Consider the following 23,087-nt stretch of genomic DNA (forward strand, 5'->3'; position numbering starts at 1 on the left):
GGGATGGGCGCCAGAACGCGCTGCGAAGAGGGATATGAGGTAAAGGTCGATGACATCTCTTTCCGGAAACGGACCTCCAGCGACTCCCGGGTGAGCGCTAGCAGGTCTTGGCGCCTATGGGTTTGGCGGGATCCGGGATGCATCACGCCAAAGGATATGGCTCCTGATGGATCATGGTGAAATCACGCGCACTATGACGCATGACCCTTCGCACCTCCCCGCCTTGCGCGGTGGCTTGCTCGCCCTGCTGGCGGCGATGCTGTTTGGCATCAGTACCCCTGTGGTACAGAGACTGGGGGCTGGACTCGGTGCATTCACTACGGCAGCGCTGCTGTATACGGGAGCGGCTCTGGTGGGGGCCCTGTCGACGCGGACTGCTGCGCACGAAGCGCGGCTGAAGAGATCCGACATTCCGCGCCTCTTGGCGATGGCTGGCTTTGGGGCTGCGCTGGGGCCGGCAGCCCTGGCGTGGGGCCTGCAACACACGAACGGTGCCAGCGCATCGCTCATGCTCACCTTGGAGGCCTTGTTCACCGCCACGCTGGCGTGGTGGATGTACAGCGAAACCATGGACCGCCGCGTGTGGACCGCCATGCTCTTGCTGCTCGCAGGAGGAGTGGCGCTCGTTCTGGACCAGGGCGTGCAAGGAGGCATGCAAATGCTGGGGCTGCTGGCTGTGCTGCTGGCCACCGCCGCTTGGGGGGTGGACAACACCCTGTCCCGTGGGCTGGCTGAGCGCGACCCCAGCCAAGTGGTGATGACCAAGGCCATCTTGGGCTCTGCAGCAACGGCTGCATTGGCAGTAGGGACGGGGGAACCCCTGCCTTCGTTCTCCGCCACATTGGGACTTCTGGCCGTTGGAGCCACAGGCTACGGCCTGAGCCTGCGCTTTTATCTTTTGGCCCAACGTGCGTTTGGTGCTGCGCGCACTGGGTCGGTGTTCGCTTTCGCGCCCTTCATCGGTGCTGCCGTGGCCTTCGGCCTTGGAGAGCGCTCGGCGGGATGGTTCATGCTGTTGGGTAGTGCTCTCATGCTCGCCGGAGTTGTGCTGCATTTGGCTGAGAGCCACGGGCACGAACACGTACACGAAGCCTTGGAGCATGAACATGCCCACAGGCACGACGATGGGCACCATTTACACATTCACGATGTGATGCCCAACGGAAGCCATAGCCATCCGCATGTGCATGAACCGATGACCCATGCCCACCCGCATGTGCCTGACGCGCATCATCAGCACAGGCACTAACGGCACCTCTCGCGGTGGGCAGGCTGCAACCGTGGTGCGCTTTTTGACCGTGCCGGCATACACCACGCTCCCTGCATCGCGGTACTGCAGTTCGCCCACCAAGGCCGGGTGTGCTCAAGTGCAGCATGTAGCGCACCAGTGGCCACAGCGTGTAGCTTGACAAGGCCGTGGCCTGTTCCGCAGAGGGAATCGAAGGGGACGAATTCAAGTCGAACTCCCAACTGGGCGTAGTGGCCACGGCTTGTGGATGACCGCAATCTGGCGATGACCGTGAGTTCAGTCGGGTGTGCATCGGCAGACAGCAACCGCTGCAAAGCCACCCTCACCCCTCAGCCCAGTCTGCCGCACAGCCGCCATCAGCTATTGACCTGCACCCACAGCTTGTCCAGCCGCTTCACGCTCACCGGCTGCGGCGTGCGCAGTTCTTGCGCGAAGAAGCTCACGCGCAGTTCCTCCAGCAGCCAGCGCAGCTCCTGCATGCGGGCATCGACCGCGCCCTTGCGCTCGGCCACCAGGCGCCAGTAGCGCTGCTCCTGCGGGCGCAGCTCGGCCAGTCTGGCGGCGTCGCGGACGGGGTCGGCGCGGTATTTGTCGAGGCGCAGGGTGATGGCCTTGAGGTAGCGGGCGTAGTGCGCCAGTTGCGCCCAGGGCGCTGCCGCCACGAAGTTCTTGGGCATGAGGCGCTGCAGCTGCTGCTGCGCATCCTGCGTGGCCTCGGGGGCGTTCTTGGTGTCCTTGATCTTGCGGGCGGCGGCGGCGTATTCGACCAAGATGGTGGCGGCCAGGCGCGCCACCTCGTTGGCGATCAGCGTGAGGCGGCCACGGCCCTCTTCCACGCGGCGCTTGAAGGCGAACGCATCGGTGGGCAGTGGGTCGAGCAGGAAGGCACGGTCCAGCGCCACGTCGATGATCTGGGTGCGCAGTTCTTCCTGCGTTCCGAGCGGCATGTAGGCCACGGCCATCTTCTGCAGGTCGGGAATGTTCTTTTCCAGATACTTGAGCGCGTCCTTGATCTGCAGCGCAAACAGGCGGAGCAGGCCCGCGCGGTGTTTGGCGGCGGCCACTTCGGGCTCGTCGAAGACCTCGATGGTCACGGCGTCGCCACCGTCGATAAGGGCCGGGAAGCCGATCAGCGTCTGGCCGGCCTTTTTGATCTCCATGAGTTCAGGCAGCTCGCCAAACGTCCAGGTGGTGTAGCGCTGGCCTGCGGGGGCCGAGGGCGTGGTACTCGCCGGCTTGGCAGGTTGCGCCCCTCCTTTAAATCCTGATTTGATAGCTGCTTGCGATTTACCATCAAGCGGTGCAGGCACTTTCGACCCTGAGCCTGCACCCTGTGCCGCTGCACCACCCAGCTTGAGCCCCGCCAGCGCCTGGAACGCCCCGCGTGCCTTGGCGCCCCATTCGGCCTTGAGTGCGCCCAGGTTGCGGCCGTGGCCCAGCTGGCGGCCGTGTTCGTCCACCACGCGGAAGTTCATGAACAGGTGGGGGCTGAGCATGTCGAGCTTGAAGTCGGCGCGCTTCACGTCGAGCGAGGTCTCGTCGCGCACCTGCTTGAGCAGCACATCGGTCAGGCTTCCCGTGCCAAAACGCTCGGGCGCGCCCAGCAGTTCGGCCAGGCGCGTGGCGCTGTCGGGCAGCGGCACAAAGCGGCTGCGCGGGCGCTGCGGCAGGCTTTTCAACAGCGCCTGGATCTTGTCCTTGAGCATGCCGGGCACCAGCCATTCGCAGCGCTCGTCGCTCACCTGGTTGAGCACAAACAGCGGGATGGTCACGGTGATGCCGTCGCGCGCGTCGCCGGGCTCGTGCAGGTAGCTGGCGGCGCAGTCCACGCCACCCAGCCGCACGGTCTTGGGGAAGGCGTTGGTGGTGATCCCTGCGGCCTCGTGGCGCATCAGCTCGTCGCGGGTGAGCTTGAGCAGATCGGGCTGCTTTTTCGATTCCTCACGGTACCAGGCCTCGAAGTTGTGGCCGCTGCACACCTCGGGCGGCAGTTGCTGGTCGTAGAAGGCGTAGATGAGTTCGTCATCCACCAGCACGTCCTGGCGGCGGGATTTGTGTTCCAGCTCCTCCACCTTGGCAATCAGCTTCTGGTTGGCTGCCAGGAACGGCAGCTTGGTTTCCCAGTTGCCGCCCACCAGCGCCTCGCGGATGAAGATCTCGCGCGCGGCGTGCGGGTCCACCTTGCCGAAGTTCACGCGGCGGTTGTTGTAGACCACGATGCCGTAGAGCGTGGCGCGCTCCAGCGCCACCACCTCGGCGGATTTTTTTTCCCAGTGCGGGTCGAGCAATTGCTTGCGCAAGAGATGCCCGCCCATCTGCTCCAGCCACTGCGGCTCGATGGCGGCAATACCGCGCCCAAACAGGCGCGTGGTTTCCACCAGCTCCGATGCAATGATCCAGCGGCCGGGCTTCTTGTTCAGGTGCGCGCCGGGGTGCTTGTAGAACTTGATGCCTCGCGCGCCAAGGTACCAGTCTTCCTCGTCGCTCTTGGCGCCCACGTTGCCCAGCAGCCCGGCCAGCATGGACAGGTGCAGCTGCTCGTAGCTGGCGGGTTGGGTGTTGATCTGCCACTTGTGCTCGGTCACCACCGTGAGCAGCTGGGTGTGGATGTCACGCCACTCGCGCAGGCGGCGGATGCTGATGAAGTTCTGGCGCAGCAGTTGCTCGTATTGGCGGTTGCTGAGCTTGTGGGTGGCGGCTGGGGCGGCAGTAGGTGCGGCAGGCGCTGCCGCAGGACGAGCACCGCCGCTGCGCTGCGCCACCGGCAAGTAGGCCTGCGAAGGCGCCTTCTGCGCCGCCATGGCCTTCTGGGCGCGGGCCGAGGGCAGGCTGGGCGCCCCGCCCCGGGCCTCGTTGATCCATTTCCACAGCTTGAGGTAGCCGCTGAATTCGCTCTTGTCGTCGTCGAACTTGGCATGCGCCTGGTCGGCCTGCTGCTGCGCTTCCAGGGGGCGGTCGCGCACGTCCTGCACGCTCAATGCGCTGGCAATCACCAGCACTTCATCGAGCGCCTTGCGGTCGCGCGCCTCGATGATCATGCGGCCCACGCGCGGGTCCAGCGGCAGGCGCGACAGCTCAGCACCCATGGGCGTGAGTTCGTTGGCGTCGTCCACCGCGCCCAGTTCGCCCAGCAGCTGGTAGCCGTCGGCAATCGCGCGGCCAGAAGGCGCTTCGATGAACGGAAACTGCGCCACATCACCCAGGTGCAGCGACTTCATGCGCAGGATGACGCCGGCCAGCGAGCTGCGCAGGATTTCGGGGTCGGTGAAGCGCGGGCGGCTGTTGAAGCCGGCCTCGTCGTACAGGCGGATGCAGATGCCGTTGGCCACGCGCCCGCAGCGGCCTGCGCGCTGGTTGGCCGCTGCCTGGCTGATGGGCTCGACCAGCAACTGCTCCACCTTGCTTCTGAAACTGTAGCGCTTGACGCGCGCTGTGCCTGCGTCTATGACATACCGGACACCTGGCACCGTGAGCGAGGTCTCGGCCACATTGGTGGCCAGCACGATGCGCCGGCCCGTGTGGCCGTCAAAGATGCGGTCCTGCTCGGCCTGCGAGAGGCGCGCGAACAACGGCAGCACCTCGGCATTGCGCATCACGGGCTGGTGCGCCAGGTGCTTGCGCAGGTGGTCTGCCGCTTCGCGGATCTCGCGCTCGCCGGGCAGAAAAACCAGGATGTCGCCCGCCACATTGCCCTGCCACAGCTCGTCCACGCCATCGGCAATCGCTTCGTTCAGGCCATAGTCGCGGCTGTCCTCAAACGGGCGGTAGCGCTGCTCGACCGGGAAGGTGCGGCCCGACACCATGATGACCGGCGCCGGACCCTTGGCCGATTCGAAATGCCTGGCAAACCGGTCGGCGTCAATGGTGGCCGAAGTGACGATGACTTTCAGATCGGGCCGGCGCGGCAGGATTTGCCGGATGTAACCCAGCAGAAAGTCGATGTTCAGGCTGCGCTCGTGCGCCTCGTCGATGATGATCGTGTCGTAGGCCTTGAGCAACGGATCGGTCTGCGTCTCGGCCAGCAGGATGCCGTCGGTCATCAGCTTGACGGAGGCATCACGCGAGAGCCGGTCCTGGAACCGCACCTTGAAGCCGACCACGTCGCCCAGCGGGGTCTTCAGCTCCTCGGCAATGCGCTTGGCCACGCTGCTGGCCGCAATGCGGCGCGGCTGGGTGTGGCCGATGAGCTGGCCCTTGGTACCGGGCCTGGCGTTGCACTTGCCACGGCCCAGCGCCAGCGCAATCTTGGGCAGCTGCGTGGTCTTGCCCGAGCCCGTCTCACCGCACACGATGATGACCTGGTGCTTCTTGATGGCGGCCATGATCTCTTCGCGCTTGCCCGACACGGGCAGGGATTCGGGAAACTCGATGTGCAGGGAGTTGGAGGCGGTGGACGCAGTCAAGGCAGAAACTTCGTAGAGAATCGCGAATTATCCCAGCCCTTGGCTTCACCCTCCGACCTCCGCACTGCCGCCCATGTCCGCCGTCTTCAACTTCACCTTCGTGCCCTGGTTCCGCTCGGTGGCGCCCTACATCCACAAATTTCGCCACCAGACGTTTGTGATTGGCCTCACGGGTGAAGCCATTGCGGCAGGTAAGCTGCACAACATTGCGCAGGATCTGGCGATGATCCAAGCCATGGGCGTGAAGATCGTGCTGGTACATGGCTTTCGCCCCCAGGTGAACGAGCAGCTGGCGGCCAAGGGGCACGCCGCCAAATACTCGCACGGCATCCGCATCACCGATTCGGTGGCGCTCGACTGCGCACAGGAGGCCGCCGGCCAGCTGCGCTACGAGATCGAGGCCGCCTTCAGCCAGGGCTTGCCCAACACACCCATGGCCGGCGCCACGGTGCGCGTGATCTCGGGCAACTTCCTCACGGCGCGGCCGGTGGGCATTGTGGATGGCGTGGACTTCCAGCACTCGGGCGTAGTGCGCAAGGTGGACGCAGGGGGCATCCAGCGCACGCTGGACATGGGTGCGCTGGTGCTGCTGTCGCCGTTTGGCTTTTCACCCACCGGCGAGGCCTTCAATCTGGCCATGGAAGAAGTGGCCACCAGCGTGGCCATCGAGCTGCGCGCCGACAAGCTGATCTTTCTGACCGAGGTTTCGGGCATCCGCATGCAGCCGGGCGAACCCGCCAGCGACGACAACCCCATCGACACCGAGCTGCCGCTGGCCGCCGCCCAGGCCCTGCTGGCCACGCTGCCCACGGCGCAGCAGCCCACCGACACGGGTTTTTACCTGCAGCACTGCGTGAAGGCCTGCAAGGCCGGCGTGGAGCGCAGCCACATCATTCCCTTCGCGCTCGACGGCTCGCTGCTGCTGGAGGTGTATGTGCACGACGGTATCGGCACCATGGTCATCGACGAAAAGCTCGAAGAACTGCGCGAAGCCACGATTGACGACGTGGGCGGCATCCTGCAACTGATCGAGCCGTTCGAGAAGGACGGCACGCTGGTCAAGCGCGACCGCACCGAGATCGAGCGCGACATCGCCACCTACACCATCATCGAGCACGATGGCGTGATCTTTGGCTGCGCGGCGCTCTACCCCTACCCCGAGGCCAAGACCGCCGAGATGGCCGCCGTCACCGTGTCGCCGCAAAGCCAGGGCACGGGCGATGGCGAAAAGCTGCTCAAGCGCATCGAGCAGCGCGCACGCGCCATGGGGCTGGACAGCATCTTCGTGCTGACCACGCGCACCATGCACTGGTTCATCAAGCGCGGCTTCGTGGTGGTGGACCCCGACTGGCTGCCCGACGCACGCAAGCGCAAATACAACTGGGACCGGCGCAGCCAGGTGCTGGTCAAAAAGCTGTGAAAACACCCAGGCGCTGACCACAGGCCAGCGCGTCTGCATCACCTTACCTGCAACTTCACGGCGCCCCTTTCGTGCACCCGGTCACCCCCCGCCTCCTCACCGTCGCCCTGTACCAGTTTGTCGATCTGCCCGACTGCGCCGCCTTGCGCGCGCCGCTGCAGGCCCTGTGCGACGAGCGCGGCGTGCGCGGCATGCTGCTGCTGGCGCCCGAGGGAATCAACGGCACCATTGCGGGTGAACCGACCGGTGTGCAGGCCGTGCTGGCCTGGCTGCGCAGCGATGCCCGCTTTGCCGCCCTGCAGCACAAGGAGGCGCCCACGGACCGCCAGCCGTTCTACCGCATGCGCGTGCGCCTCAAGCGCGAGATCGTCACCCTGGGCGTGCCCGGCCTGAACCCCGCGCGCAACGCGGGCACCTATGTGAAGCCCGAGGACTGGAACGCACTGATCGGCGACCCCGCCGTGGTGGTCGTGGACACGCGCAACGATTACGAGGTGGGCATCGGCACGTTCGAGCGCGCCATCAACCCGCACACCAGAAGCTTTGCCGAGTTTCCGGCCTGGGTGGCGACGCAATCGCAACCCGGCGGCGTGCTGGCCGGCAAGCCGCGCGTGGCCATGTTCTGCACGGGCGGCATCCGCTGCGAAAAGTCCACGGCCTTCCTCAAGTCGCAGGGCTTCGACGAGGTGTACCACCTCGAAGGCGGCATCCTCAAATACCTCGAAACCGTGCCCGAAGAAGCCAGCCGCTGGCACGGCGACTGTTTTGTGTTCGACGAGCGCGTGTCCGTAGGCCACGGCCTCGCGCCCGGCCACCACCAGCTGTGCCGCTCGTGCCGCATGCCGCTGGGCACCGGCGAGCTGGCATCACCCCACTACGTGGCCGGCGTAAGCTGCCCCTATTGCCACGGCACCCGCACCCCCGGGCAGGAGCGCGCACTGGCCGAACGCGAGCGACAGATGCGGCTGGCCGCCCAGCGCGGGCAGGCCCACATTGGTGCACTGCAGCCAGGCAACCCGGCGCGGGCCCTCGCCAGGGACAAGGGTGGCGCCAGCGAGGACGAGCCCGCTTGAACGCCCTGCCCGTCCTCTATTCCTTTCGCCGCTGTCCCTACGCCATGCGCGCCCGGCTGGCGCTGGCGGTGAGCGGCCAGACCTGCGAACTGCGCGAGGTGGTGCTCAAGAACAAACCCCAGGGTCTGCTGCAGGCGTCGCCCAAGGCCACCGTACCAGTGCTGGTGCTGCCAGGCGGCCAGGTGCTGGACCAAAGCCTGCACATCATGCTGTGGGCGCTGGCGCAGCACGACCCCGGCGGCTGGCGCACGCCAAGCCACGGCAGCTTGGAAGACATGCGGGCCCTGATCGCGGAATGCGATGGCCCGTTCAAGCGGGCGCTGGACCGCTGCAAATACCCCAGCCGCTACCCCGATGCTCCCATCGACGCAGCGCGCGCGCAGGCCGTGGCCTGGCTGAGCGCACTGGATGCCCGCCTGTCCACCCAGCCCCACCTGTTCGGCACCCACGCTGCCCTGGCAGACATGGCCATTGCGCCCTTTGTGCGCCAATTCGCCGGCATCGATGCAGGCTGGTGGGCCGCCCAGCCCTGGCCGCATCTGCAGGCCTGGCTGGCGCAGTGGCAAGCCAGCGATCTTTTTGCCAGCGTGATGCACAAGCTGCCCGCGTGGGTGGATGGAACGGAGGGGGTGCGGTTTCCACACCCGCAGGGAATGTTGGTGCCAATTGGCGGTGCCGGAAGATAGCGCTGGCCCGAGGGATTTCCGTTGGGGCGCAGTACGGAGCGGGGCCCAGGGTTCAGCGGGCGTTATCGGCCAGGACCAGTCCTTCGATGGATTTGGCAATTTGACCGTTCCAGGCTGGTTGCGCTTAAGAACGACTCGTCGCGCCCGAAGTGAGCGGTTGTAACGACCCGCAACGGAGGTTGAATCCTTCAACTCAAACGTCCTCTGTGTCGCAGATCACACGCGCTTCCGGTACGGAGATTGCGGTTGCAAATTTTGTCTCCAAGAATTCAGCCGCGGGCCGCCCTTTCCTCAACACCAGGTCCGCTATCGCTTTGGTATCGGATCTTTGCCGGGACGATCCACCTCGATGTCCTTGTGGCGGTGCTTGATCAGGGAGACCGTGAGCCCGCGGGAGCGAAGCTCGGGAATCAGCTTTTCGAGCAGGGTGGTTTTGCCCATGCCCGAGTGGCCTGTGATGCCGAAGATTTTCATGGCCTTGTGCTCGCTTCGTGCTTCGTGAAACGGAAGTGCCGGCGCAGTGCCGTCACTCCCGATGCAACGCGCCGCGGTGCGTCAGGGCACGATGGCGTCCTTGGCGTTCTTCTCCAGGAAGTCCAGCACCACCTTGCGCTGGAGATCATCCAGTCCTGCCCGCGGGAACATGCTCTGCGTGATGCCGTGCCACTGGCTCTTGGTGAAGTCACCCGGCTCGCGCGGCACGTGACACACTGTGCAGCGCTCGTAGAACAACTTCTCGCCCGGCAGCATAGCGCCCATGGTCGCGCCCTTGACGATGGTGGCACGCTCGCTCAGCTTGAGGGCATCGACATCCAGCTTGCTTTGCGCCACCCGTTCGATCGCTGGCGGCTCGTATGCGCGGTTGACCGACTCGGCATCATCGCAACGCTTGAGGTTGGCAATACAGGTGTTGGCGCTGGTGGCCTGGCTCAGGCCGCTCGACGCCACACTGGTCGTGATGATGTTGATCGCACCGCTGTTGCAGCGGCCCTTGGAATCGAGCTGGATCCAGTTGCCCTCTTCCAGGCTGACCACGCCCTTCATGATCTTGTTGGTGACCACCGCACCGGCAATCAGCGCGCCACGATCGTTGAACAACTCGACCAGGTCACCGCTCTTGATGCCCTTGGCGGCGGCATCTTCGACACTGATGAGCACATGCTGGCGCCCTTTCACGTTCTGCTCCAGGCGCACGTCGGCGTTGGCCATCTGCGAGTGCACCCGGTTGTAGGGGTGCGGACTGACCACATGCACCTGTCCGGGCTTGGCATTGCCCAGGAACTCCACCGGTTCCAGATACTTCGGAACCGGCGGGCAGTCGGGCACGTTGAATCGCGCAATCTCGGAGCAGAACAGCTCGATCTTGCCGGACTTGGTGTGCAGCGGGTTCTTCACCGGGTCGGTATAGAAGTCGCCGTGGCGCACCCACTTGCGCATCTTCTCGGGCACGTCAATGCGCACGATACCGTCTTTCCAGAACTGGTCGAACGGTACCTTCTGGCCGGTCGCTGCGTACGAGGCCTTGAGGATGTCCATGACCGACTTGCCTTCGGTGAAGCCGTACTCGACGCCCATCAGTGCAGCCAGGCGGCGGAAGATCTCAAAATCGTCCAGGCTCTCGCCATAAGGCTTGATGACCTGACGCATCGCGTAGATCTTGTCGTTGCTGTAGGTTCCGCCGGTGCTCATGTCGTCGCGCTCGAGGGCCGAGGTGGCGGGCAGCACGATGTCGGCAAAGCGCGAGGAGGCACACCACCAGGGGTCTTGGCAAATCACCGTTTCGACCTGCTGATTCATCGCACGCAGCAACTCGTTGGTGTTTTGCTGGTGCGACATGAAGTTGTTGCCAGCGGTGTAGATCAGCTTGACCAGCGGATACTTGTGCGTCGCGCCGTCGCGGGTGTATTCCTTGCCGGGATTCATCAGCATTTCGCTGATGCGCGAGGCCGGGCACCGCGCCTTGATCGGGTTGCGCCCCTGCGACAAGCCAACCGGCATGATGGCGTTGGACTGCGCCATGCCACCACCACCGTAATGCCAGCTGAAGCCCACGCCTTCGCCCGGCTTGCCGATCTTGCCAAGCATGGCTGCGAAGTTGATGATCGCCCAGTGTGTCATCTCGCCGTGGTGTGCGCGCTGCAGCGACCAGGCGCCAGCGAACTGGGTGCGCTTGGAGGCAAACAGCTCGGCGAGCTCGACGATCTTGGCGGCTGGAATGCCGGTGATCTTGGCGGCCCACTCAGGGGTCTTGGGCGGCGTGCCGTCACCGTCCTTGCCCAGCAGGTAGGCCAGGTACTTGTCGAACCCAACGGTGTACTTGGCCAGATAGGCCTTGTCATGCTTGCCGGTGGTGTAGACATGGTAGGCCATGGCCGAGAACAACGCCACGTCCGTGTTCGGAACGATCTTGATCCACTCGGAGCCGACTGCATCGTCGGTCGGCGTGTACTGCGGGTTGATGGAGATGAACTTGACACCGCGCTCCTTGATCTTCATCCAGCGCGGGAACATCTGGTGGTCGGCGACCGTGAACTCGATACGGTTGTTTTTGAACGGGTCGCAGCCGATCCAGACCATGACCTCGGTGCGCTCGGCCATCACTTCCCATGAAGTCTGGGGCGAGTAGACCTCCATGTCGCCAATGATGTGCGGCAGGCTGACCTGCGAAGCGCCGCCGGAATAGTCGCCGGTGGTGACCGAATGACCACCGATCAGGCCGAACAGGCGGCCCTGCAGCACCTGCGGACGCAGCAGACCGGCGTGCGACCAGCCGCCGTAGGAAGCGCTGAACAGCGCCTCGTTGCCATGTTTCTCAGCCGTGCGCACGATGGCATCGGCCGTGAGCGCCAGCGCCTGCTCCCAGCTGACGCGCACAAAGGGTTCCTTGCCGCGCAGGTGAGGCTTGGTGTCACCCGTGGGGTTGGCCAAATAGGACTTGCGCACCATCGGGTACTTCACACGGGTCTTGTGATAGACACGGCCGATCAGGCCCTCCGTGAGCATGGTGGTCGGTGTGGCGTCCACGTCCTTGAGCGGCTGGATGCCGACCAGAACGCCATTCTTCACCACTGCCTTGAACGGGCCCCAGTGGCTGGCACTGGGAATCACCTGGGTGTCGGCGGCAAACACTTCGTCAGCTGCGAACCAGGTCAGGCCGTTGGCAGTCACTGCCGAGGCAACCGATGCCTTCAAAAGGCCGCGTCGGGTCATGGTCATGGTGGATCTCCTTGCAAATAAAACAGACCGATGGGGTATGTCCTGATGCTAGGAATCACAGATCAATGGCGCGCTCGGATTTGTTGTGCTGTGCCGTGCCTTTGTTAACCGCATTAACGGGCGGTGCGTCAGTTCGCCATGTCGGGCCGGTGGTGGAACTGGGGCATCAGCAGGGGTGGTGGCAGCGATTCGTCGATATTGATCTCGCCCAGATTGCCTTGCTCCACAGTGCGAATCACCGGACCGATGTGCCGACGGGTCGGCCGCCGCTCCAGCAGATCGACCGCCAGGCCGATCGACATCCGGCCCTGGAGCACGGGGGCATCGGTAGGGGCGGCGAGAATGCGGCCTCGCAGGATGCCCCGGTGCACCGCCGGCGTGAAGTAGGTCGATATGGTGCCTACCCGGTCCTGCAGGCCACGTTCGCGCAGCACGCTGATGGCGGCCTCCGCCATCAGGGCATTGCCGACCACAAAGTCCAGGTCCTTGTGATCGTCGAGCACCTGCTGTAGCAGATTGCGCTGCACGGCCTTGCCGGTGTCGCCCCATGCGGTCGTGCGGATGACGACGCGACTGCCGGCGATGGCCTGGCGAAAGGCGCGGTCCACGCCTTCGCTGACACTGTGCGGCCCCGGGAACCAGGCCACCTGCACTGGAGGGCCGTCGCCCCGCGCCTGGCGAACCAGAAAGCGGCCAGCAGCCCGGCCCATGTCGTCCCAGTCCACGCCCACCTTGCCCGAAATGCCGACGTCGTCAATGGCATTGACGGTGCCAATGACGGGCATGCGCGTTGTCAGCTGGCGCAGGTACGGGGTCATGACATCATGGGTGACGGCACCGATGATCAGGGCGTGCACGCGGCGGTCTGAGGCACAGGCCTGTATCTGGGCACGCTGGACCGCCAACTGGGCATATCCGCCGGCCTCGGCAAATCGCACCTCTACGCGCAGGCGGCGCGCTTCCTCCACCATGCCGTAGTTGACGCCCAGCCAATACGCATCCTTGATGTGTGGCACCACCACGCACAGCACCCACGGCTGGCGGGCGGGCGCAGCCGGCGTGTATTTGGCCCGCACGGGCGCGGCCGCCTTGAATGGCGGTTCCCAGCTCAGGATGGGTTGGGCTGCAGCGGGTGCGACCACCACGGACCAGGCCATGCACAGGCCCCACAAGGAAGCGGCGGCTCGTCGCAACGGGTGAAGGGAAAGAAAGGCGGACGTCATGCCCGCGGACTGTAAGCCGGTTTCCGGGTCAGAATAGTAAGACAGATGACTTTGGTCGGCACGCGAACGTTGGACTGGAAATGATGCTCCCCTGGATCAAGCGGCTCGACCGCCGGCTGGGCTTGATCGGCAAGATCGGGCTGGCGTTGACCGTGGGCGCGCTGTTGACGGCGGCGGTGGCGGCCACGGCTTGGCTCAGCTTCAACCAGGTGGTCGGGCTGCAGCGCCGCATCATCGACAACACAGTGCCGGCACTGGAAGCGGTCGGTGCGGTTATTCAGCTCAACAACCGCACCCTGGCGCTCGTCGATCAGCTGCGGCTCGCGCAAACCGTCGATGAGGTCGATGCCTTTCAACGCCAGGGCGACGCGCAACTGGCCCAGGTGCGCAACCTGCTGGGGCGTCTGGAACAGCAGGACTTCGAGCCCCAGCTGGAACAGGCCCTGGCGGTGACGGTCCAGGAGATGCACACCAATCTCGGGTTGCAGGCCAGCAAGGCGCGGCAGTCACAGCAGGTGCAAGCCGAGATTCGCCAGGCCCAGGAGGCCCTGCACCGGGCCGTGGCCGAGCTGATGCTGCTGGCGGAGGCGCTGGCGGCGAATGCCTCGACCTATTCCACGGCCACCGTGTCCAGCCTTTACCCCATGGTGGAGCGCGGCGCCAGCCGGGACGAGATTCTCGAGTCACTGGACCGCCTGATCGAGGTGGACATCGATCGCATGGAGCGCATGTCCGAATTGCAGCTCGTTTGCTTCCGGATCAAGACCACGCTCGATCGCGTGGAGGGTGCCCCCACATCGCCGGCCTTGCGGGATCTGGGCAAAGATTTTTCAGCCGATCTTGCCATCCTGTCGCATCGGCTGCAGGACTTCCGGGACCCGACCCGCAAGGCCACAGCGCAGCGGCATGCCGACATACTGAAGGCGGCATTGACGCCGCAGGGCCTGTTTGCCTTGCAGGCTCAGCGCGTGGCGCTCGACGGACAGCTGGCCGCTGCGCGAGATACGGGGGCTGCCCTGGCACTGCACCTGAACGAACAAGGGGCCGCACTGCTCCAGGCCAGTCAACAGGCCATGGCGCAGGTGGGCACAGGCTCGCGTACCGCGATCGCCCGCGGAGCCGTGGGCTTTCTGGCCGTCGCCGGTGTCCTCTTGCTGGCCTTGCTGGCCACGTTCTGGTTGATCCTGCGTTACGAGTTGCTGGGTCGACTCAAGGGCATGGAAAACGCCATGCGGGCACTCATGGCCGGCGATCACAGCGTGGCGATCACCCATCCGGTGGCCCGCCACGATCCGCTGGCGCCGCTGGTGCAGGCGCTGGAGCAGTTCCGGGAGCACGCGATCGAACGGCAACGCCTGGAGCAGTCGCTGCGCGTGCACCAGCAGCAACTGGAGCAGCAGGTGCAGGACCGCACCGCGGCACTCAGCCGCAGCAACGAACTTCTGGAGCGCGAAGTCGCGCTGCACGCGCAGGCACGGAGCGAGGCCGAGGAGGCCAACCGTGCGAAGAACGAGTTTCTCGGCAGCCTCAGCCACGAGCTGCGCACGCCGCTCAGCGGAGTCAGCGGCAGCGTGCACCTGCTGCGCGACACCGCACTGGACGATCGTCAACGCGAGTACCTGCGGATGATCGAGTACGCCAACGGCACCCTGCTGGAAACCCTGGAGGACATGCTGGGTTTTTCCCGCCTGGAGGCCGGCAAGCTGGAAGTCACGCGGGAGCCCTTCGCGGTACGGGATGTCATCGACGACATGCTGGCACTGCAGTCCGTCGCGGTGCGCAGCAAGGGCTTGGCACTTGTGCGCGATATCGCCGATGACGTGCCAGAGTGGCTCGTGGGCGATCGCCGCAAGCTCAACCAAATCCTGCTCAACACCATCGGCAATGCCATCAAGTTCACCGACGAAGGCGAAGTCACGGTGAAGGTGGTACGTGCAGCGGACCACCCGACGGGCGTGGTGCGTCTGCAGTTTCAGGTGCTCGACACCGGTATGGGCATTCCGACCGACCAGCAGGAGGCTGTTTTCAAACCGTTTGTCCAGGTGGAGGACACGGCGCATCGTCGGCATGGCGGGACCGGACTTGGCCTGGCCATCTGCCAACGCTTGGTGGAACTGATGGCGGGGCGCCTGTGGCTCAAGAGCACGGTCGGGGAAGGCACGGAGGTCGGCTTCGAACTGCCGTTCGAGCCTGCTGCGGCAGGAACATCACCGGCTCCACTGCCCGATATCGCCGACCCGATCCCATCGCTGGATGTGCTGGTGGTCGAGGACGACGACATCAACCGCATCGTCTGCCAGCGTTACCTGGAAGCACTGGGCCATCGGGTGCGGCTGGCCGACAGCGGCCCCACCGCCATCGATTTGCTGCGCCATGGGGGGCACACGGACTGCGTGCTGATGGACATCAGCCTGCCCGGCGATTCGGGGCTGGAAGTCGCCCAGACGCTGCGCACCCTCGACGACGGCCGGTGGCGGGCACTGCCCATCCTGGGCATGTCCGCGCATGTCACGCCGGACATCCTCGAACACCCGGCCGCTGCCAACATGGTGGGCTTTCTCAGCAAACCTTTCCAGCGCGGCGAGCTTGCGCGTGCACTGGCTCGGGCGCTGCAGGCCTCCTCACCCCCGACGGGTGCCTCAACATCCACCCCACCGGTCAAGGACGTGGCAGCGGCAGGCGATGCACCAACGCTGGACGAGGCCTATCTCACACAGGAGCGCGAAGACCTCGGACTCGATGTCCTGCGGCAGTTGCTGAGCCTGTTCCGCCAAGTCTCCGATGCGTCCGCAACATCCCTGCACGATGCAGCGCAGGCCGCCGACGCCGAACAGATCCGACGGACCACCCACCAGCTGCGCAGCGCAGCGAGCAACCTGGGGCTTCTGCGCGTCATGCAGGCCTGCCGGCGCCTGGAAGACGCGGTCCGTGCAGGAATGTTGACGGCGGCGCAGCGTGTATTGCTGGTCAGCCAGCTGTTGGAGAGCATTCCCGAGGGGATCGAGGCGCTCGAAGGCTGGCTTGGCTCGCCCGACGAAGGGGGTCAGGATGCCGCGTTGTCGGCCAGCAGGTAACCTACACCCCGGACGGTAACGATCAGTTCCGGGTGTCGGGGGTCTTTTTCCATCTTCTCGCGCAAGCGGGCCACCAGCACATCGACGGTGCGATCGCTCGGGTCCCACGAGCGGTGGAAAACCTGCTGCATCAAGCGCTCGCGCTCCACCGCAGTCCCAAGGTGCCGTGCCAGTGCGGCAAGCAGATCAAACTCGCCCCGGGTCAGTATCTCCTGGCGCCCATTCGCCGCGGTGAGCTTGCGCTGCGCCAGGTCCAGCGTCCATGTGCCCAGCTTGCGTTGCAGCCCGGACGCGCCTGCTGCCGACACCGGGCGCAGGCGCCGCAGGACGATCTTGACCCGCGCGAGCAGTTCGCGCGCGTTGAAGGGTTTGGTGACGTAATCATCGGCACCGGACTCCAGGCCCACGATCTTGTCGATGTCATCGTTGCGGCCGGTCACCAGGATGAGACCGATGCTGGCGTTGTGAGTGCGCAGCTCCCGCGCCAGTTCGAGACCGTCACGACCAGGCAGACCGATGTCCAGCAGTACCACATCGGCAGGGTGCTGGCGCAGGCAGTCCCACATTTCATCGCCATTGGCAGCCACTCGGACGCAGTAGCCTTCCCGCTCAAAGTAGGCCTTGACCCGTGTACAGGTCATAGGATCGTCGTCGACGACAAGGAGGCTGTGTGCGGCAGACAAGATGTTCGGGTTTCCCCGTGTTTTGATCGGATCGGAGGTCGTCATCGGTTCTGAAAATTATATGGAACCGGAGTTTGACCGGAGGTGAATGGCGGCGAAACGGCAGCCGAGCTGCCCACAACGGCTGCTACTGCAATACGAGGGCCGTCCGCAGATGGCCGAGGCTGTGTGGAAACACGTTCCACACGGCAGTGCGTCAAATTTCGGTGCTGTCGATGGATTCTCGAATGTCCGCCACTCGCTTCGGACGAGACTTTGAGTTGACGTGCGCGGATGACCGCAATGCGGCCAATACCGTGACTTCAGCCGATCGCATCAACCGACCGCTGTTTAGCGTTCAGTTGCGGTGTGCCAGCGAGCTTCCGCAACGGGTTGATTGCTGCCGCTCCAAGCCACCGGATCCGCCGGGTAAACACCCCAACCACACCCCACTCGAAAAAAAGGCGCTCCGAAGAGCGCCTTTGGCGAGAGTCATGCTGAGCCATCAAGGCATCACGCCATCGAATAGCCAGAGCCCCCCCGGTTACCCTTCGTGAGTCCACGCCCCAGCAGCACCAGCAGCACCACGGCAAACCCCACAAAGCAGACAAACGACCAGTTGGCGATCGAGCCCCCCAGAAACGTCCAGTCGATCGCCGTGCAGTCGCCCGAACCCCGGAAGATCATGGGGATGGAACGGCTGATGGGGTAGTTCTCGATCATTCCGTAGAAATCCCGGCCGCAGGTGGCGACTTCGGGGGGATACCATTGCAGCCAGCTCTGGCGGGCCGCCACGAAGGCGCCAAAACCGGCCGAGACCACGGCCAGCGCAGCGAATGTCATCCACCAGCCCTTGTTGCCTCTTGCGCTTGCCAAGCCTGCGAAGACTGCGACAGCAACGAGCGCATAGCGTTGCACGATGCACATCGGGCAAGGCTCCAGGCCCACCACATGCTGCAGATACATGCCAAAGGCCAGCAGGGCCACGCAGGCCACACTGATGAGCGCGAGCACACGGCGCGGGGCCGTAGTCAACCAATTCATTCTTTCTCCCTTGTCCAATAGCCACTGCCCAGGGCATTGCCCATGAAACCGGCTCGGCCCAGGCCAGCGGACGGCCAGCATGGTCCGCCCCGCAGCAACGGCCGCCATCCCCTTGGGGGGAAGACGCGCAGCGGCTCAGGGGGTCAAATTCCAGCGGCCTCGTCCAGAAAAACCCGGGCGCGGCGCGGTGTCACCACCAGCGTTTCGCCCTCTTTGAAACCCATTTCCCTGAACTGCTGCGCAGGGATCTGCGCTTCGATCAAGGGGTCCGGGGACGCATTGTCCGCTGGTTTGTGGCCGTCGGTGGGAATAAGTTCCAGCCGCGCAATAGGGCCCACCACGATGGCGCGGCTCAGTTGCGCGACGATGCCGCGTGGGCGGCCTGCGGCGTCCAGCCCGGCACCGGGCGCGTAGCGTTCCACATCCAGGTCATGCGGGCGCACGTAGGCGAAGGCCTTGGCGTTCTGCGCCTGGCTGTGCTCGGGTGAATCCAGCTCGATGCCTTCGAGGTGCACCAGCCCCTCGTGCGCGCGGCCGTGGAACAGGTTCACATCGCCCAGAAAGCCATAGACGAAGGGGCTGGCCGGCTGGTCCCACACCTGCTGGGGCGAGCCGCTTTGCTCGATGCGGCCCTGGTTGATCACGACCACACGGTCGGCCACTTCCAGCGCTTCTTCCTGGTCGTGCGTCACGAAGATGCTGGTCACATGCAGCTCGTCGTGCAGGCGGCGCAGCCAGCGGCGCAGTTCCTTGCGCACCTTGGCGTCGAGCGCGCCAAAGGGCTCGTCGAGCAGCAGCACCTTGGGCTCCACGGCCAGCGCACGGGCCAGGGCGATGCGCTGGCGCTGGCCGCCCGAGAGCTGCGAGGGGAAGCGCTCGGCCAGCCAGTCAAGCTGCACCAGCTTGAGCAGGTCCATGACCTTTTGCTTGATCTGTGCTTCGCCGGGCCGCTGGCCGCGCGGCTTGACGCGCAGGCCAAAGGCCACGTTCTCGAACACCGTCATGTGGCGGAACAGCGCGTAGTGCTGGAACACAAAGCCCACGTTGCGCTCGCGCACATGCACGTCGGTGGTGTCTTCACCGCTGAAGTGGATGCTGCCGGTGTCGGGCGTCTCCAGCCCCGCGATGATGCGCAGCAAGGTGGTCTTGCCGCAGCCCGAGGGGCCCAGCAGCGCGATGAGTTCGCCCGATGCGATATCGAGGCTGACATCGCGCAGGGCCTGGAAGTCGCCGAACTGCTTGCTGACGTTGCGGATTTCAATGCTCATGGTGTTCTTCCTTCAGCGGGCGACAGCCGCAGGCGCGGGTCGCTCGGGCGGCAACTCGGCGGCGACTTTGAGGGCCTGCTCGTTGCGGTGTTCGGCAATGGTCTTGATGACCAGCGTGACCAGGGCCAGCAAGGCCAGCAGCGAGGCGGCGGCAAACGCGGCGACCGACTGGTACTCGTTGTAGAGAATTTCCACATGCAGCGGGATGGTGTTGGTCTGCCCGCGGATGTGGCCCGACACCACCGACACGGCGCCAAACTCGCCCATGGCGCGCGCATTGCACAAAATCACGCCATAGAGCAGGCCCCACTTGATGTTGGGCAGCGTCACATACCAGAAGGTCTGCCAGCCGGTGGCACCCAGCACGATGGCGGCTTGTTCCTCGTCATTGCCCTGGGCCTGCATCAGCGGAATCAGTTCGCGCGCGATGAACGGAAAGGTCACGAACACGGTGGCCAGCACGATACCGGGCACGGCAAAAATGATCTTGATGTCGTGCGCTTGCAGCCACGGGCCGAACCAGCCCTGCGCGCCGAACATCAGCACGTAAACCAGCCCCGCCACCACGGGCGATACCGAAAACGGCAGGTCCACCAGCGTGGTCAGAAACGCCTTGCCCCGGAACTCGTACTTGGCAATGCACCAGGCGGCCGCCACGCCAAACACCAGGTTCAGCGGCACCGCAATGGCGGCGGTGATCAGCGTGAGCTTGATGGCCGACCAGGCATCGGGCTCGCGCAGGCCTTCCAGATAGGCGCCAAAGCCCTTGCGCAGCGCCTCGGCAAACACGGCGGCCAGCGGCAGCACCAGGAACAGCAGCATGAAGGCCAGCGCGATGGCGATCAACGCATAGCGGACCCAGGGTGCTTCCGTTGTACCGGCTTGCGCGCGGCGAATGGTTCGAGAGTGGCTGCCGCTCATGCTGGAGCCCCCGCGTGGCGTCGCTGCCAGGCCTGCAATGCATTGATGACCAATAGCAAGATGAACGAAATCACGAGCATCACCACCGCCACGGCCGTAGCGCCCGCGTAGTCGTACTGCTCCAGCTTGCCGATGATGATGAGCGGTGTGATCTCGGACACCATGGGCATGTTGCCGGCGATGAAGATCACCGAGCCATATTCACCCACGGCGCGCGCAAACGCCATGGCAAAGCCGGTGAGCAGCGCGGGCGTGATGGAGGGCAGGATGACCTTGGTGAAGGTCTGAAAGCGCGTGGCGCCCAGGCAGGTGGCGGCTTCTTCGAGTTCTTTCTCGGCGTCTTCGAGCACAGGCTGCACGGTGCGTACCACAAACGGCAGGCCGATGAAAATCAGCGCGATCACGATGCCGGCGGGCTTGAACGCCAGCTGGATACCCATGGGCTCCAGGATTTGCCCGACCCAGCCGTTGCCGGCCAGCAAGGCGGTGAGCGAAATACCCGCCACGGCGGTGGGCAGCGCGAATGGCAGATCCACCAGCGCGTCCACAATTTTTTTGCCCGGAAACTTGTAGCGCACCAACACCCAGGCGATCAGCAGGCCAAACACCAGATTGACCAGCGCCGCCAGAAACGAGGCGCCGAAGGTCAGCCGGTACGAGGCCAGCACGCGCGGCGCGCTGATCGCGGCCCAGAACTGCTCCCAGGTCAGGGTGAAGGTCTTGAAGATCAGCGCCGACAGCGGGATCAGCACAATGATGCTCAAGTAAAACAGCGTGTAGCCCAGCGTGAGCCCAAAGCCGGGCAGCACGCGCTTGGCACTCTTGCGGGCGCCTTGGTTGTCATTCATAGCAAGTTATCCATTGCACACCACCGACGTAAACTGGCGCGCCCCCTACAAGGGCAGCCGCGCAAGGGCCGCCCCGCCGCGCTGGCTGCGTCCCCCTGCCCGCGTTGCGCAGCAATGCGAGAGCGGGGGGAAGGCGCGCAGCGCCTCAGGGGGGTGCTCACTTCGCATACAGCTTGTCGAACTGGCCGCCGTCGTTGAAGTGCACCTTCTGCGCCTCGGTCAGGCTGCCGAAATACTTGGCCACAGTGAACTGCTTGAGCGGCTTGAAGGTGGCTTCATACTTTTTGAGCACTTTCTCCGAGCGCGGACGAATGGCGTGCCTGGCAGCGATTTCCTGCGCTTCGTCGGAGTACAGGTAATCGAGGTAGGCCTTGGCCAACTGCGCCGTGCCCTTCTTGGCCACGGTGCGCTCCACTACCGCCACGGGGTTCTCGGCCACCACGCTCACCGACGGGTAGATGGCATCGACCTTGCCCGTGCCAAACTCCCGGTCGATCGACACCACTTCGGACTCGAACGTGATCAGCACGTCGCCCTGGTTGCGCTGCAAAAACGTGGCCGTGGCGTCGCGGCCGCCCTTGGCCAGCACCGGCACGTTCTTGTAGAGCTTGCCCACGAACTCGGCGGCCTGCGCCTCGGTGCCGCCCTTTTCGCGCACGGCGCCCCAGGCGGCCAGATAGGCATAGCGGCCGTTGCCGCCGGTCTTGGGATTGACCACGATCACCTGCACACCGGGCTTGATGAGGTCGTCCCAGTCCTTGATGCCCTTGGGGTTGCCGTTGCGCACCAGGAACAACATGGTCGAGGTGGTGGGCGATGCATCGTTGGGGAACTTCTTGGACCAATCCTTGGCGACCACGCCGTTGTCGGCCAGGAACTGCACATCGGTGGTGGTGTTCATGGTGACCACATCGGCGGCCAGGCCATCGTTCACGGCACGCGCCTGGGCGCTGGAGCCCGCGTGCGACTGGTCGATCTTCACGTCCTGGCCGGTGGTTTTCTTGTAGTGCGCGACAAAAGCGGCGTTGTAGTCCTTGTAGAACTCGCGGGCCACGTCGTACGACACATTGAGCAGCTGGTTCTGCGCAGCAGCCAAACCACTGCTCGCCAGGGCCAGTGCGGCCAGAAGGGTCTTGAGTTTCAGAGAAGTCGTCATGGTGCGTCGCCTGATGAAAAGCTGGGGATCGCCCATTGTGCGGAGTGACGCTTAAAACTCAAAAGAATATATTTTTGTTAATTAATCGAATTTAATAATATAGAAACTCAGATTGCACACCAGAAGGCGAAAAATGCGGTGTGCTTCATCAAAAAAAGCAAGCAAAAACTGCCGCTAGCGCTTTATTCATAAGCACAGGTAGCTACTTATTCAGGAGTACTCCTGCAACACCGGCGCTGCAGGCGAAGCCTGCGCATGGCCGGGCACCGGGGCGCGGCTCGCGGTGGGGTCGCCCTGCAGCGACCGCAGCAGCGCCCCGTCCAGCGGCCATTCGCCATGGCCGGAGTCGATATGGAGGTGCCCGGCGTTCTGCATGCGCACGAATTCACGGCCCCAGGCCCGCGCGCAGGCACCCGCCAGGCGGAGGGGGCAATACGGGTCGTTGCTGCTGGCCACCACGATGGAACGGACGGACAGCGCGACAAGGGCACAGTTGTTCAGGACGGTGCGGCGCTCGGGGTCGGTCGGGGCCACCAGCAGCGCGCTGCACACGCGGGCTGCGGCCTGCGCGCCCATGGAGGTGGTGGCAATGCAGCCCAGGCCGTGCGCCACGATGACCACGGGATGGGGCGCAGCCAGCACGGTCTTTTCAAGCGGGCCCACCCAGGCCAGCCGCATGGGCGTGATCCATTCGTCCTGCACCACGCGGCGGGCATGGGGCAGGCGCTCGGCCCACAGGCTTTGCCAGTGGCCGAGGCCGGAATCACGCCCGCCCGGAACGATGGTGATGGAAACGGTGCTCACAGCGCTGGCATTCTGCGACCCACTCTTTAAAACCCAAACA

The 23,087-nt window shown here is 64.7% G+C and carries 16 protein-coding genes; 5 read left to right on the top strand and 11 right to left on the bottom strand.

The annotated features are described in order from the left end of the window. Window positions 1-193 precede the first annotated feature (193 nt). Window positions 194-1,249: a DMT family transporter gene (locus AC1Q5S_RS17780; RefSeq protein WP_492239141.1), complete on the top strand. Its 1,056-nt coding sequence runs from the start codon at window positions 194-196 to the stop codon at window positions 1,247-1,249. 356 nt (window positions 1,250-1,605) lie between these two features. On the opposite strand, the gene hrpA is transcribed toward AC1Q5S_RS17780, so the two are convergent. Further along, complete coding sequence (gene hrpA / locus AC1Q5S_RS17785) at window positions 1,606-5,571, bottom strand: ATP-dependent RNA helicase HrpA (protein WP_492239142.1); 3,966 nt, start codon at window positions 5,569-5,571, stop codon at window positions 1,606-1,608. 154 nt (window positions 5,572-5,725) lie between these two features. On the opposite strand from hrpA, the gene argA reads away from it, so the two are divergent. The 3 genes from argA (at window position 5,726) to AC1Q5S_RS17800 (ending at window position 8,831) form a co-directional block, all read left to right on the top strand. After that, entirely contained in the window at window positions 5,726-7,072 is a 1,347-nt protein-coding gene (argA, locus tag AC1Q5S_RS17790; RefSeq protein ID WP_303836816.1) for an amino-acid N-acetyltransferase, read from the top strand. 71 nt (window positions 7,073-7,143) lie between these two features. Next, on the top strand, window positions 7,144-8,145 hold the full coding sequence (trhO, locus tag AC1Q5S_RS17795; protein WP_422206081.1) for an oxygen-dependent tRNA uridine(34) hydroxylase TrhO: 1,002 nt from the start codon (window positions 7,144-7,146) through the stop codon (window positions 8,143-8,145). Further along, on the top strand, window positions 8,142-8,831 hold the full coding sequence (locus AC1Q5S_RS17800) for a glutathione S-transferase (RefSeq protein WP_422206083.1): 690 nt from the start codon (window positions 8,142-8,144) through the stop codon (window positions 8,829-8,831). Before trhO ends, AC1Q5S_RS17800 begins: the two co-directional genes overlap by 4 nt. 306 nt (window positions 8,832-9,137) lie before the next feature. On the opposite strand, the gene AC1Q5S_RS17805 is transcribed toward AC1Q5S_RS17800, so the two are convergent. The 3 genes from AC1Q5S_RS17805 to torT all read right to left on the bottom strand — a co-directional run bounded on the left by AC1Q5S_RS17805 (window position 9,138) and on the right by torT (window position 13,204). Further along, window positions 9,138-9,305 (bottom strand): molybdopterin-guanine dinucleotide biosynthesis protein B, encoded by a 168-nt coding sequence (locus AC1Q5S_RS17805; RefSeq protein WP_422206085.1) that lies wholly within the window; start codon window positions 9,303-9,305, stop codon window positions 9,138-9,140. A gap of 81 nt (window positions 9,306-9,386) precedes the next feature. Beyond that, window positions 9,387-12,047: a molybdopterin-dependent oxidoreductase gene (locus tag AC1Q5S_RS17810; protein WP_492239132.1), complete on the bottom strand. Its 2,661-nt coding sequence runs from the start codon at window positions 12,045-12,047 to the stop codon at window positions 9,387-9,389. A 128-nt stretch (window positions 12,048-12,175) separates the two neighbouring features. Further along, window positions 12,176-13,204: a TMAO reductase system periplasmic protein TorT gene (torT, locus tag AC1Q5S_RS17815; protein WP_492239133.1), complete on the bottom strand. Its 1,029-nt coding sequence runs from the start codon at window positions 13,202-13,204 to the stop codon at window positions 12,176-12,178. Between the two features lie 146 nt (window positions 13,205-13,350). On the opposite strand from torT, the gene AC1Q5S_RS17820 reads away from it, so the two are divergent. Continuing rightward, complete coding sequence (locus tag AC1Q5S_RS17820) at window positions 13,351-16,344, top strand: ATP-binding protein (protein WP_492239134.1); 2,994 nt, start codon at window positions 13,351-13,353, stop codon at window positions 16,342-16,344. Here AC1Q5S_RS17820 and AC1Q5S_RS17825 read toward each other — a convergent pair. From AC1Q5S_RS17825 to AC1Q5S_RS17855, 7 genes are all read right to left on the bottom strand, one after another. Next, entirely contained in the window at window positions 16,314-17,072 is a 759-nt protein-coding gene (locus AC1Q5S_RS17825) for a response regulator (protein WP_492239135.1), read from the bottom strand. The genes AC1Q5S_RS17820 and AC1Q5S_RS17825 overlap by 31 nt on opposite strands. A 447-nt stretch (window positions 17,073-17,519) precedes the next feature. Continuing rightward, complete coding sequence (locus tag AC1Q5S_RS17830) at window positions 17,520-18,050, bottom strand: disulfide bond formation protein B (protein ID WP_422206092.1); 531 nt, start codon at window positions 18,048-18,050, stop codon at window positions 17,520-17,522. A gap of 143 nt (window positions 18,051-18,193) precedes the next feature. Then, window positions 18,194-19,318: a sulfate/molybdate ABC transporter ATP-binding protein gene (locus tag AC1Q5S_RS17835; RefSeq protein ID WP_303836133.1), complete on the bottom strand. Its 1,125-nt coding sequence runs from the start codon at window positions 19,316-19,318 to the stop codon at window positions 18,194-18,196. Between the two features lie 12 nt (window positions 19,319-19,330). Continuing rightward, window positions 19,331-20,239 carry a sulfate ABC transporter permease subunit CysW gene (gene cysW, locus AC1Q5S_RS17840; RefSeq protein ID WP_303836131.1) on the bottom strand — a complete coding sequence of 303 codons (909 nt, stop codon included), beginning with the start codon at window positions 20,237-20,239 and terminating at the stop codon, window positions 19,331-19,333. Continuing rightward, the gene (gene cysT / locus AC1Q5S_RS17845; protein WP_303836129.1) at window positions 20,236-21,087 is read right to left on the bottom strand and encodes a sulfate ABC transporter permease subunit CysT; all 852 of its coding nucleotides are present in this window, start codon (window positions 21,085-21,087) and stop codon (window positions 20,236-20,238) included. Before cysT ends, cysW begins: the two co-directional genes overlap by 4 nt. A gap of 157 nt (window positions 21,088-21,244) precedes the next feature. Beyond that, entirely contained in the window at window positions 21,245-22,243 is a 999-nt protein-coding gene (locus tag AC1Q5S_RS17850) for a sulfate ABC transporter substrate-binding protein (protein ID WP_303836128.1), read from the bottom strand. 210 nt (window positions 22,244-22,453) lie between these two features. Further along, window positions 22,454-23,047 carry an RBBP9/YdeN family alpha/beta hydrolase gene (locus AC1Q5S_RS17855; protein WP_492239136.1) on the bottom strand — a complete coding sequence of 198 codons (594 nt, stop codon included), beginning with the start codon at window positions 23,045-23,047 and terminating at the stop codon, window positions 22,454-22,456. Window positions 23,048-23,087: the final 40 nt, after the last annotated feature.

The sequence above is a fragment of the Acidovorax sp. GW835-FHT14B10 genome (assembly GCF_058793725.1).